This window comes from Ruegeria sp. BC8 (assembly GCF_056535705.1).
In genome coordinates this window covers 205,001-217,579 of the sequence record NZ_JBQFIV010000001.1, presented here as the reverse complement: position 1 = coordinate 217,579, position 12,579 = coordinate 205,001, and the positions used below count along the sequence as shown (strand labels likewise).

Here is a 12,579-nt window from a genome sequence, read left to right as displayed (position 1 = left end):
ATGTCCTCGCGCGCCCTTCGCCAACCGCTCGGCCTGCGCCTGTCGTCGAACCTGTTTCTGGCGTTCTGGTGCCTCGTGGCGGCCTTCCCGATCTTCTGGATCGCGGTGATGAGCTTCAAATCACCCGTGGACGCATTCGACAGCAACGCGCTGAACGTGATCTTCGGTCCAGCGACTCTTGCGACCGGGGAAGGCCTTTCCATCCTCGACATCATCCTCGGCATCGTCACCATTTGGGTCGCGGTGATTGCGACGACCAAGACACTGCCCTCGATGGTCAGAACCTACACCAAGCCGGGTCAGGCCTGGTTCGGCTGGATCATCGGCGGTTTGGCTTTGGTGATGGGTTTTCTGTTGGTGTTTTTCGTGATCTTGCCGGCCGTTCTGAACGTGTTGAACCCACTGTTCGGCCCGCTGGGGCGGGACGTGGTTGGTCTGACGACCGAGCACTACAAGACCGTCTGGATCGACCGCGGCTTTTCCAACAACTTCAAGAACTCGCTGATCGTTACCGCGGGCGTCGTGACCGTGTCGCTGACCGTGGGCACGCTGGCGGGTTATGGGCTGGCGCGGTCGGGCTCGACGCTGGCGTTCTGGATCCTGATTGTCGCGTTGGTGTTTCGCGCGCTGCCGCACTCGGTTCTGGTGGCGGGCTATCTGCCCGTCTTCATCAACTCGGCCGAATGGCTGCGCCCGATCCTGGGGGAAAACGCGCCCACGCTGTACGGCAAGCCCTTTGCCGTGATCGCGGTTCTGGTGGCGATCAACCAGCCCTTTACCATCTGGATGCTGCGGTCGTTCTTCCAAAACATCCCGGCCGAGCTGGACGAAGCCGCGCGCGTGGATGGCTGCAACCACTTCCAGGCCTTCCGTCGGGTGATCATGCCCGTGATGTGGCCGGGCGTCATCACCACCGGTCTGTTCAGCTTCCTGCTGGCCTACAACGACTTTCTGGTGACCTCGCTGCTGCTGGACGCGCAGAACCAGACCATGGTTCCGGCCATCGCCGGCATGTTCAACCGCGAAACCACCACCACCGACCAGGTCGTCGCCGTGGCCGCCGCCGTGTCGATCACCGCGCCTCTGTTCTTCCTGGTCATGATCTTCCAACGCCAGATCGTCAGCGGCCTGACCGCCGGCGCGGTCAAAGGCTGATGAGCCGCCGGTTCCGCCATAACGCCCTGACGCGCCATCCGGCGCTGAACAGGTTGCCCAGGGATTTTCCCGGATTTGGGGGCATGTCCCCCCGATCCCCAATCCCTGACAACCTGACAAGGACAAGACGATGAAAGGTTCCCGACCTGAACAAGCGGTTCTGACCCGCGACACTGACCTGACCAAGACCGAAGACACGCGCCGCGTGATCGAATCCATGGTCGACGGCCTGAATGACCACCGCATCAACGACATCGGCGAGTTCTTCGCCGAAGGATTCCGCTGGATGGGCAACCAGGGCTGCGGCACGAAGAACGGTCTGCAAGAGTTTCAGGACAACTGGCAGCGCCCCTTCCAGGCCGCGTTTTCCGACAAGGTCTGCATCGACGAGGCGCGGCTTTACATGGGTGAATGGGCCGCGGCCTTCGGCCGGCAGGAGGCGACCCATTCGGGCGAATTCCTGGGCATCCCGCCCACCGGCAAGCGGGTCGAGATCCGCTACATGGATTTCTGGAAAGTGGTCGACGGCAAGATCGTCGACAACTGGGTGAACGTTGATTTCGCCCATGTCGCCGCGCAGCTGGGCGTCGACCTGTTCCAGGGCCACGGCTGGGAAGCATATGACCGGGGAGAGAAAACTCCGCCCCGCCCCGACAACTGAGGATCAAGACAATGGCAATCGAGTATCTCAAACGCGGCAAGTCCGACGCAGACCGGGCCGAGGATGACGCCAAGACCCGCGCCGTGGTCGAGGCGACCCTGAAGGATATCGAAACCCGTGGCGACGCCGCGGTGCGCGAGCTGAGCGAGAAGTTCGACAACTATTCGCCCGCCTCGTTCCGCCTGTCGCAGGACGAGATCGACGACCTGATCGCTCAGCTGTCAGACCGCGAGCTGGCCGACATCAAGTTCGCGCAGGAGCAGGTGATGAACTTTGCCCGCGCGCAACGTGCCTCGATGACCGATATCGAGGTCGAGACCCTGCCGGGTGTGATCCTGGGCCACAAGAACATCCCCGTGCAGTCGGTGGGCTGCTATGTGCCCGGCGGCAAGTTTCCGATGGTGGCCTCGGCCCATATGTCCGTGGCCACGGCCAGCGTTGCGGGTGTGCCGCGCATCATCGCCTGCACCCCTCCGTTCCAGGGTAAGCCGAATCCAGCGGTGATCGCCGCCATGCATTTGGGCGGCGCGCACGAGATCTATGTCATGGGCGGCATCCAGGCGATCGGCGCCATGGCTCTGGGGACCGAAACGATCGACCCGGTGCACATGCTGGTTGGCCCCGGCAACGCCTTCGTGGCCGAGGCCAAGCGCCAGCTGTTCGGCCGCGTCGGCATCGACCTGTTCGCCGGCCCGACCGAGACCATGGTGATCGCCGACGAAACCGTCGATGCCGAGATCTGTGCCACCGACCTGCTGGGGCAGGCCGAACACGGCTATAACTCGCCCGCGGTTCTGGTCACCAATTCGCGCAAGCTGGCCGAAGAGACCCTGTCCGAGATCGACCGCTTGCTGGGCATCCTGCCGACGGCCGACACCGCGCGGGTCAGCTGGGAGGATTATGGCGAGGTGATCCTGTGCGACAGCTATGACGAGATGCTGCAGGTCGCCGACGAGATCGCCTCGGAGCATGTTCAGGTAATGACCGACCGCGATGACTGGTTTCTGGAGAACATGACCTGCTATGGCGCGCTGTTCCTGGGGCCGCGCACCAACGTATCGAATGGTGACAAGGTGATCGGGACCAACCACACGCTGCCCACCAAGAAGGCCGGGCGTTATACCGGCGGGTTGTGGGTGGGCAAATTCCTGAAGACCCACAGCTATCAGAAGATTCTGACCGACGAGGCGGCAACTCTGATCGGCGAGTACGGCTCGCGCCTGTGTCTGCTGGAAGGGTTCGTGGGCCATGCTGAACAATGCAACGTGCGGGTGCGCCGCTATGGCGGCATCAACGTGCCTTATGGCGCACCGGCCCCATACCGGGATGCCGCCGAATGAGTGACAGGCATACGCAGCACAAGGCGCTGATCGCGCCGCTTCGGGCGGCAATGTATGATTTCGACGAATCCGGCGTTCGGGCCGCTCTGGCCCATGTGACCGCGCCCGACGCCCTGTTCCGCCTGTGCCACCCCTTCGGTGACAGCACCGGCAGCGAGGCGTTCTACGATCGGGCCTACAAAGGCCTGCTGGATGCTTGGCCGGACCTCGAACGGCGCGACTATATCGTGATGGCCGGGCCGGACGAGTTCGACGCCGACTGGGTCGGCTGCGGCGGCTACTACACCGGCACCTTCACCGGTCCGTGGCTGGACATCCCGCCCACCGGCCACCAGGTCACCATGCGGTTTCACGAGTTCTACCGGTTCGAGAACGGCCGGATCGTCGAGATGCAGGCCCTGTGGGACATCCCCGAGGTGATGATGCAGGCCCGTGCCTGGCCGATGGCGCCCAGCCTGGGCCGCGAATGGCATGTTCCGGGCCCGGCCACGCAGGACGGTCTGGTGCCGGGGCCGTATGACGCCGACCAGGGCCGCGCCACCTGCCAGCACATCATAGACATGCTGGAACATCTGAAAAAGCACCCCTCGCAGGGCGGGCCCGAGGTGATGGAGATGGAGCGGTTCTGGCATCCGCGCATGAACTGGTACGGGCCTTCGGGCATCGGCACCGGGCGCGGCTATGCCGGGTTCCGCAACTGGCACCAGATCCCGTTCCTGAACGGGATGCCGGATCGCGGGCAATATGTCGATGACATCACCTATCATTTCTTCGGCGATGGCGAATACGCGGCAGTGACCGGCTGGCCCAACATGATCCAGACCGTCACCCATGACGGGTGGATGGGCATCGCGCCTTCGGGCAAGCGGATCACCATGCGCAGCCTCGATTTCTGGCGGCTGGAGAACGGACGGATCCGCGAAAACTGGGTTCTGGTCGATCTTTTGGACGCCTATGCGCAGCTTGGCGTTGACGTCTTTGCCCGCCTGCGGGAATTCAACAAGGCCCGGAACCTGGGCCGCATTGAAATCCCGGATGGAATGAGCTGATGACCCAACTGCCCCGCACCCCTTCGTTCTCGCTGAGCGGCAAGACCGCGTTGGTCACCGGCGCGTCTTCGGGTATCGGATTGGGCTGTGCTGTCGCCCTGGCCGAGGCCGGGGCGCATGTGGTCTGCGCCGCGCGCGGGGCCGAGCGGTTGAACGAAGCGGTGTCCGCCCTGCAGGCGCAGGGCTGGTCGGCCGAGGGGCGGGTGCTGGATCAGGGCGACCTGACCGCGTTGCATGCGCTGTTTAACGGCCGGGTCTTTGACGTGGTGGTGAACTCGGCCGGGACCGCGCGGCACGGGCCGGCGGTCGAAACCGCGCCCGAGGATTTCGACGCGGTCACGAGTGTCAACCTGCGCTCGGCCTATTTCCTGTCGGCCTACGCGGCCAAGGCGCTGATGGCGGCCGGGCGGCCCGGTTCGATTATCCATATCTCCAGCCAGATGGGCCATGTCGGCGGCATCGACCGGGCGCTGTACTGTGCGACCAAGCACGGGCTGGAAGGCATGGTCAAGGCGATGGCGATCGAATGGGGCAAGCAGGGCGTGCGCATCAACACGGTCTGCCCGACTTTCATCCGAACCCCGCTGACGCAGTCGACTTTCGACAACCCCGAACGTGCAGCCTGGATCATGGACAAGATCAAGCTGAACCGCGTGGGCGAGGTCGAGGATATCATGGGCGCGGTCCTCTATCTTGCCTCCGACGCCTCGGGGCTGGTCACCGGCACGTCGATGCTGATCGACGGCGGATGGACGGCGGACTGATGGCGGACAAGGTCACATCGCTTCAGGTCGCGCAACTGGCCGGCGTCAGCCAGTCGGCGGTCAGTCGGGTGTTCACGCCCGGCGCCTCGGTCAGCAAGAAGACCGAGGAAAAGGTACGCAAGGCGGCGGCCGAACTGGGCTATCGTCCCAACGTGCTGGCGCGGGCGATGGTGTCGGGCAAAAGCCGGATCATCGGCCTGGTGGTCGGCTATCTGGACAACTACTTCTATCCCGAAGCGTTGGAGAAACTGTCCAACCGCCTGCAGGAGCATGGCTATCACGTGCTGATCTTCATGGCTTCGCGCTCGGCCGGAAACATCGACGACGTGATGGAGGAAATCCTCGACTATCAGGTGGACGGGGTCATTCTGGCCTCGGTGCCGATGTCGTCGGACATCGCCACGCGCTGCCAGCAGGCGGGCGTTCCGGTGGTGCTGTTCAACCGCAGTCAGGATATCGAGGGCATTACCACAGTAACCTCGGACAACTATGCCGGCGGCCGCAAGGTAGCCGAGTTTTTGCTGGCGGGCGGGCACCAGCGCATCGGCTACATCGCAGGCTGGCAGGGCGCCTCGACCCAGCGCGACCGCGAGGCTGGTTTCCTTGCCGCACTGCGCGATGCCGGAAGCGATCTTTTTGCACATGGGATCGGCGAGTTTCACACCGAAAATGCCCGTGCGGCGGCCCGAACCATGTTCGACGTGGCACCGGAGCGCCGACCTGACGCGGTTTTCGTCGCCAACGATCACATGGCTTTGGCGGTCATGGATGTTCTACGCTTTGAGCTGGGCCTGCGCATCCCCGAAGATGTCTCGGTCGTGGGGTATGACGATGTGCCCCCTGCCGGATGGCCCGCATACAATCTGACGACGATTCGGCAGCGGGCGAACCTGATGGTCGCGGAAACGGTTGCCGCGCTGCTGGATCACATCGAAGAGCCCAAGACTTCTGAACCCCGCAAGGTGGCAATTGACGGACCGCTGATCGTACGAACCTCGGCCCGGTTGCCCAAGGGATGGAACCCGAAAAGGACGAACACATGAAGGGATTTGACCCCAAATTCCGGGATTTTCCCGACTATATCATCGGCATCACCAAGGAAATCTGGGAAGATCGCAGGATCGCCACGCTGCATGAATATTACAGCGACGACATCGTTGTCCGTTCACCGGGTTCAGTCGTGCTGGGCAATCAAAACGTCATTGGCGCGACGATGGCGACCCTGGCCGAATTTCCCGACCGGCAGCTTCTGGGCGAAGACGTGATCTGGTCAGGCACGCCCGAAGAGGGGATGCTGAGTTCCCACCGCATTATCTCGACCGCCACGCACCTTGCCGAAGGTGTCTATGGCAAACCAACCGGAACCAAGCTGCGGTACCGGATTCTGGCCGATTGCCATGCGGTCGACAATCAGATCAACGATGAATGGCTGATCCGCGATCAGGGGGCTATCGTGCGCCAGATGGGCTGGGACCCCAAGGAATACGCAGTCGATCTGATCGCTCGCGAGGGCGGGCCGGAAAACTGCGTGAAACCTCTGACGCCCGAGATCGACCAGCCCGGCCCTTACAAGGGTCGAGGCAACGACAATGAATGGGGCCAGCGCTATGCCGATATTCTGACCCGGATCATGAACGCCGACATGGGAGCGATCGGGGCTGAATACGACCGTGCGGTGCAGTCGGAATATGTCGGCGGGGTCACCGGACACGGTTGGGACCCGGTCGACCGGTTCTGGATGGGATTGCGGGCCAGCTTCCCCAACGCCGAGTTCCGCATCGAGCACCAGATCGGCCGCGACGATCCCAACATGCCACCCCGTGCCGCACTGCGCTGGAGCCTGTGGGGCAAGCATGACGGCTGGGGGGTGTTTGGAGCCCCCACCGGAGCGCAGGTCTATGTTCTGGGCATCAGCCATGCCGAATTCGGTGAACTGATCAGTGGCCAGCCCAAGCTGCGCCGCGAATACACCCTGTTTGATGAAACCTCGGTCTGGAAGCAGATCCTTCTGCAGGGCACAGAGGTCTGAATGCTCGCTCCGGTCGAATATCGTGTTCTGGCCTGTGGCCTGCGCGAGACCGGTGCAAGCCGGCGCTTTCACCTATTCCGGCAAAGCCTTCGAGCGCGCCGCCTGAATTTGCGGCCTCCGGGAACGTGATCGAGCATCTGCCGACCATTCCCTCAAACGCATAATCCGGAACCAGTACCATGACACAATCAACCATCGCATCACGCATCGTCCGTTATGGAGAGCTCAAGCCGTGCAAGACGGCCTTCATTGATGCCCACACGCCGGGCAGCGATCAGAAAGAGAACTTTACCATCATCGGCGGCGGTGTTTCGGAGTCGCCGGATCAGCACGTTCATATTACCGACAAGATCGGCTTCAATATCGGGGCCGCCGGCCAGCCGCCCAAATGCCGCAACTCGCTGCACAGCCATACGACGGCCGAGGTCTTTTTTGTCGCCAAGGGCCGCTGGCGATTTTTCTGGGGTCGCTATGGTACGGCGGGCGAGTTCATTGCCGAGGAAGGTGACATCTTCAACATTCCCACCGGCATTTTCCGCGGGTTCGAGAACGTGGGCGACGACTACGGGATGATCATGTCCATTCTGGGCGGTGACGATGCCGGCGGCGGCGTAACCTGGGCACCTCAGGTTATTGAAGACGCCCGGGCGCATGGGTTGATGCTGGGTGACAACGGCGTGCTCTACGACAGCAAGAAGGGCCAGGACCTCCCGCATAACGTCCGGCCCATGCCCTTGCTGACCGACGAGCAGCTGGAATCCTATCCCGAAGTGCCGGTCGAGGCCGTGATAGGCAAATACGTGGCCCGCTACTGGGACCTGATGGCGCTGGCGGCCGACAAACCCGCCAAGGTGATCGGTGAAAACGGTCTGATCAAGGACAAGCCCGGCTTTGAGGTCGACTTCCTGACCCGTGGCTCAGGTGTTCAAGACCCCACCAAATCGGCCAAGCCCGTCGTGCTGATGCCGGCAAGCGGCCATTGGCGGGTAACTGTCGAGGATGTCGAAACCACGATTTCGGGCGGGGATACGGTTCTGGTGCTGCCCGGCGAAGCCTATACCATCACTCCATCCATGACCGGAACGGCCGGGTTGTACCGCATCACCGCGACCGACGATCCTGCTGGCGCAACTTGGACCGGCGACTGATCAAGAAAGGACCCCGCATGACAAAGATACTTACCACCCATGTGGGGTCTCTGCCCCGATCCCAGGAAGTTGTCGACTTCATCTTTGCGCGCGAGCGGCATGAGCCCTATGACGCCGATGCGTTCGACAGTTGCATGACCAAGGCCGTGTCTGAAACGGTTCGGCGTCAGGTCGAGGCCGGTGTCGACATCGTCAGCGACGGAGAGACCTCAAAAATCTCGTACGCGACATACGTAAAGGACCGCTACACAGGCTTCTCAGGGGACAGTCCACGGAATGCCCCCGCGGACCTGAAGATGTTTCCCAGCTTTTTGCAACATCTTGCCAACGAAGGGGGCACACCCCAATACGCCCGGCCGCAATGCACGGGCGACGTTCGCTCGAAAGGCCAGGACGAACTGAACAAGGATATCCGCAACCTCAAGCAGGCAATGGCTGAGAACGGAGTCGAACGTGGCTTCATGAACGCCGCCTCGCCCGGGGTGATTTCTCTGTTTCTGCAGAACGCCCACTACCCCAGCCGCGAGGCCTATTTGGCCGCGCTCGCCGATGCGATGAAGCAGGAATATGAAACGATCGTTGCGTCGGGACTGGATCTTCAGTTGGACTGCCCCGATCTGGCCCTGTCCCGGCACATGCTGTTCGCTGATCTTTCCGATGCCGAATTCATCTCGATCGCCGAGATGCATGTCGAAGCCCTGAACCACGCGCTGCAGAATGTCCCGCAGGATCGGGTCCGGGTGCATATCTGCTGGGGCAACTACGAAGGCCCGCATTGCTGCGACATTGCGATGGATCAGGTATTCACGACCCTGATGGCAACCAAATCCCGCTATGTTCTGTTCGAAACGTCGAACCCGCGCCACGCCCATGAGTGGACCGTCTTCCGGGATCGCAAGAGCGAAATTCCGGACGACAAGATCCTTGTGCCCGGCGTCGTAGACACGACAACGAATTTCATCGAACACCCCGAGCTGGTGCGGCAACGCATCGAGCGGTTCACCAACATCGTCGGGCCGGATCGGGTCATCGCCGGGAGTGACTGCGGGTTTGGCACTTTTGCCGGCTTCGGGGCGGTCGACCCCGACATCGCCTATGCCAAGCTGGCCTCCCTGGCCGAAGGTGCCAGATTGGCATCGGCATGACGCCTCTGGTTCTTCTTCCCGGAATGATGTGCGATGCCCGACTGTTCGGGCCGCAAATCGAAGCCCTTTCCGGACGGGTGCCGCTGATGACCCACCCGCTGAGCGCCCAGGACAGCGTCGAGGCAATGGCGGCCGATGTACTGAGCCATGCACCGCCGGTATTTGCCCTTGCGGGGCTTTCCATGGGCGGGATCGTTGCCATGGAAGTACTGCGCCAGGCGCCAGAACGTGTTGAACGGCTGGCACTCCTGGACACGAACCCGCTGGCCGAAGCAAACGAGGTCAAAACCCGGCGCGGTCCGCAGATGGAGGCCGTGCGCAAAGGTGGATTGCGGCAGGTCATGCGTGACGAGTTGAAGCCGAACTATCTGGCCGATGGCCCTCGGCAGGGCGCAATTCTTGACCTTTGCATGGCCATGGCAACCGATCTGGGCCCCGAGGTCTTCCTTCGCCAGTCCATCGCCCTCATGGGCCGTCCGGATCAAACAGACACCTTATCCGCTTATCAAGGTCCAAGCCTCGTTCTATGCGGCGAGGATGACAGGCTATGTCCGTTGGAGCGGCACGAACTGATGCACAAGCTTATCGGAAACAGCACGCTGGAGGTCGTAATCGGTGCGGGACACTTGCCCACCCTCGAGCGACCCCAAGAAACCACAGCGGCGTTGCGCCGTTGGTTGGAGGCTCCATGACACCGTCCCTACTTGCCTTGCTGCGCAAGGTCGACACACCCACAGTCTGCAACGCCATCGAGATGGCCCAAGGCAAGCGCGGGTTTGATCAGTTCACGCGTGGTACAGTGTTCTGCTCGGCCCCGTCCGAGGGCGCAATCGTCGGATTTGCCCGCACCGCCAAGATCGCTGCGGTGCAGCCGCCCTCTGAAGCGCCAGAAGTCATCAGGCAGCGGCGAATGGACTATTACAGATACATGGCCGAGGCCCCGGCTCCCTCAGTTGCAGTGGTTGAGGATGTCGATTTCCCCTCCTGCATCGGCGCCTATTGGGGCGAAATCAATACGTCTGTACACAAAGGGTTCGGAATGGCCGGCGCGCTCACCAACGGGGTCATGCGGGACCTTGGTGACATGCCGCAAGGATTCCCGGTCATCGCCGGTTCTATCGGACCCAGCCATGGTTTCGTTCACGTCCGAGAAATCGACACGCCTGTTTCGATCTTCGGCCTGACGGTCAATCCATCAGATCTCATCCATGCGGACCGGCATGGTGCTGTTGTCGTGCCCGCCGATCTGATCGATCAGCTCGAACACGCCATTCTGAAACTCTTTGAAACCGAACGAATAATTCTGAGCGCGGCTTCTGAACCCGGCTTCAATTTCGAGAAATTTAAAGTCGCTTGGGCCGCATTTGAAAAAGCGCGCGTTTAAGGGTGCACTTAGTCTGACCGATCGCTGACCTGGGTCAGCGGTTGGTTGGTCGGTCTTAGCCTAAGTCTTGGGAACTTCGCCTAAGTCTTGGGAACTTCGATTGCGCGTTTTGCGCCTATCTTTCCTTTTGTTTTGTCGGCGATTGTTGGGTTGGTGCTGAACGAGCGGTGGAAAACGAGCAAAGCCGCCCTTGGGCGGCTCGTTTGGTGTTTTGATTTTGTGGATTTGGTTGCGGGAGCAGGATTTGAACCTGCGACCTTCAGGTTATGAGCCTGACGAGCTACCGGGCTGCTCCATCCCGCGACACTTTGGGTTGGTCTGTTGCCTATTTGGCTGTTTGAGACCTGGTCGTGTTTTTTGATCGTTTTAGAGAGGGGGGGATTTTTCTAGGTTTGGCGGTGACCTACTCTCCCGGGGCTTGAGCCCAAGTACCATTGGCGCTGCAGTGCTTAACTTCCGGGTTCGGGATGGGACCGGGTGTTTCACTTGCGCTATGACCACCAAACCGAGGAAAATCCCCGTCGCTCTTTTGCTTTGCAAAAGGCGAAGCGCGGGAGGCGGCGTATTCGCTTGCGAATGCGCGTTCCCGCACGGTTGTGTCACCCCTTGCGGGGTTTCACATCAATCAACACCGTCGCTATTTGCGTAGCAAAAGCGACGTAATTGTCCAACTCAAGGTCAGTGTATGCTTCTGGTCTTGTTTGATCGCCTACCGCTTCGCTACTTGAGGCGGTGAGCTTTGTCTTTCTGTTACTGGATCAAATCAAGCCTATCGGGCGATTAGTACCGGTCAACTGAACGCATTGCTGCGCTTACATCTCCGGCCTATTGACGTGGTGGTCTTCCACGGCCCTCAGGGAGACCTTGTTTTGAGGGGGGCTTCCCGCTTAGATGCCTTCAGCGGTTATCCTGTCCGATCATAGCTACCCTGCACTGCCGTTGGCACGACAACAGGTCCACCAGTGGATCGTTCACCCCGGTCCTCTCGTACTAGGGGCAACTCCTCTCAAGTCTCCTACACCCACGGCAGATAGGGACCGAACTGTCTCACGACGTTCTAAACCCAGCTCACGTACCTCTTTAAACGGCGAACAGCCGTACCCTTGGGACCTGCTCCAGCCCCAGGATGAGATGAGCCGACATCGAGGTGCCAAACACTGCCGTCGATATGGACTCTTGGGCAGTATCAGCCTGTTATCCCCGGCGTACCTTTTATCCGTTGAGCGATGGCCCTTCCACTCGGGACCACCGGATCACTATGGCCGTCTTTCGACTCTGCTCGACTTGTCAGTCTCGCAGTCAGGCTGGCTTCTGCCATTGCACTCAACGAGCGATTTCCGACCGCTCTGAGCCAACCTTCGCGCGCCTCCGTTACGCTTTAGGAGGCGACCGCCCCAGTCAAACTACCCGCCACGCAGGGTCCCGGATCCGGATAACGGACCGCGGTTAGACATCAAGAATGCAAAGGGTGGTATCTCAAGGGAGGCTCCACAGGAACTGGCGTCCCTGCTTCGAAGCCTACCACCTATCCTGCACATTGCAGTCCTGATGCCAGTGCGAAGCTGTAGTAAAGGTGCACGGGGTCTTTCCGTCTAACCGCGGGAAGCCTGCATCTTGACAGGCAATTCAATTTCGCTGAGTCGATGTTGGAGACAGCGGGGAAGTCGTTACGCCATTCGTGCAGGTCGGAACTTACCCGACAAGGAATTTCGCTACCTTAGGACCGTTATAGTTACGGCCGCCGTTTACCTGGGCTTCAATTCAAGGCTCTCACCTCTCCTTTTAACCTTCAGGCACCGGGCAGGCGTCAGACCCTATACGTCGTCTTGCGACTTCGCAGAGCCCTGTGTTTTTAATAAACAGTCGCCACCCCCTGGTTTGTGCCCCCAGCCCCTAGTTGCCTA

General features: G+C 61.0%; 11 protein-coding genes, 1 tRNA gene and 2 rRNA genes (1 of these 14 running past the window's edge). 11 read left to right on the top strand and 3 right to left on the bottom strand.

Going from position 1 to position 12,579, the window contains the following annotated elements:
• The 11 genes from ACR3EK_RS01205 (at position 1) to ACR3EK_RS01155 (ending at position 10,675) form a co-directional block, all read left to right on the top strand.
• Positions 1-1,155 carry a carbohydrate ABC transporter permease gene (locus ACR3EK_RS01205; protein WP_170361381.1) on the top strand — a complete coding sequence of 385 codons (1,155 nt, stop codon included), beginning with the start codon at positions 1-3 and terminating at the stop codon, positions 1,153-1,155.
• A gap of 130 nt (positions 1,156-1,285) precedes the next feature.
• Entirely contained in the window at positions 1,286-1,816 is a 531-nt protein-coding gene (locus ACR3EK_RS01200; protein ID WP_170343348.1) for an ester cyclase, read from the top strand.
• Positions 1,817-1,827: 11 nt separating this feature from the next.
• Complete coding sequence (gene hisD / locus ACR3EK_RS01195; RefSeq protein ID WP_260066236.1) at positions 1,828-3,156, top strand: histidinol dehydrogenase; 1,329 nt, start codon at positions 1,828-1,830, stop codon at positions 3,154-3,156.
• Complete coding sequence (locus ACR3EK_RS01190; protein ID WP_480632478.1) at positions 3,153-4,205, top strand: ester cyclase; 1,053 nt, start codon at positions 3,153-3,155, stop codon at positions 4,203-4,205. Before hisD ends, ACR3EK_RS01190 begins: the two co-directional genes overlap by 4 nt.
• Positions 4,205-4,969: an SDR family NAD(P)-dependent oxidoreductase gene (locus ACR3EK_RS01185; RefSeq protein WP_170453935.1), complete on the top strand. Its 765-nt coding sequence runs from the start codon at positions 4,205-4,207 to the stop codon at positions 4,967-4,969. The genes ACR3EK_RS01190 and ACR3EK_RS01185 overlap by 1 nt, the downstream gene beginning before the upstream one ends.
• Positions 4,954-6,012 carry a LacI family DNA-binding transcriptional regulator gene (locus tag ACR3EK_RS01180; protein WP_254430021.1) on the top strand — a complete coding sequence of 353 codons (1,059 nt, stop codon included), beginning with the start codon at positions 4,954-4,956 and terminating at the stop codon, positions 6,010-6,012. The genes ACR3EK_RS01185 and ACR3EK_RS01180 overlap by 16 nt, the downstream gene beginning before the upstream one ends.
• Positions 6,009-6,998 carry a nuclear transport factor 2 family protein gene (locus ACR3EK_RS01175; protein WP_480632477.1) on the top strand — a complete coding sequence of 330 codons (990 nt, stop codon included), beginning with the start codon at positions 6,009-6,011 and terminating at the stop codon, positions 6,996-6,998. The genes ACR3EK_RS01180 and ACR3EK_RS01175 overlap by 4 nt, the downstream gene beginning before the upstream one ends.
• A 179-nt stretch (positions 6,999-7,177) precedes the next feature.
• Positions 7,178-8,146, top strand: a complete 969-nt coding sequence (locus tag ACR3EK_RS01170; protein WP_480632476.1) for a cupin domain-containing protein — start codon at positions 7,178-7,180, stop codon at positions 8,144-8,146.
• Positions 8,147-8,163: 17 nt separating this feature from the next.
• A complete protein-coding gene (locus ACR3EK_RS01165; protein WP_480632475.1) occupies positions 8,164-9,291 on the top strand; it encodes a cobalamin-independent methionine synthase II family protein in 1,128 nt (375 codons plus the stop codon).
• Positions 9,288-9,983: an alpha/beta fold hydrolase gene (locus ACR3EK_RS01160; protein WP_480632474.1), complete on the top strand. Its 696-nt coding sequence runs from the start codon at positions 9,288-9,290 to the stop codon at positions 9,981-9,983. Before ACR3EK_RS01165 ends, ACR3EK_RS01160 begins: the two co-directional genes overlap by 4 nt.
• Entirely contained in the window at positions 9,980-10,675 is a 696-nt protein-coding gene (locus tag ACR3EK_RS01155; RefSeq protein WP_480632473.1) for an RraA family protein, read from the top strand. Before ACR3EK_RS01160 ends, ACR3EK_RS01155 begins: the two co-directional genes overlap by 4 nt.
• A gap of 226 nt (positions 10,676-10,901) precedes the next feature.
• Here ACR3EK_RS01155 and ACR3EK_RS01150 read toward each other — a convergent pair.
• The 3 genes from ACR3EK_RS01150 to ACR3EK_RS01140 form a co-directional block, all read right to left on the bottom strand.
• Positions 10,902-10,978, bottom strand: a tRNA-Met gene (locus ACR3EK_RS01150).
• 87 nt (positions 10,979-11,065) lie between these two features.
• Positions 11,066-11,180 (bottom strand): 5S ribosomal RNA (rrf, locus tag ACR3EK_RS01145).
• Positions 11,181-11,434: 254 nt separating this feature from the next.
• Positions 11,435-12,579 (bottom strand): 23S ribosomal RNA (locus tag ACR3EK_RS01140) (it continues 1,682 nt past the right edge of the window).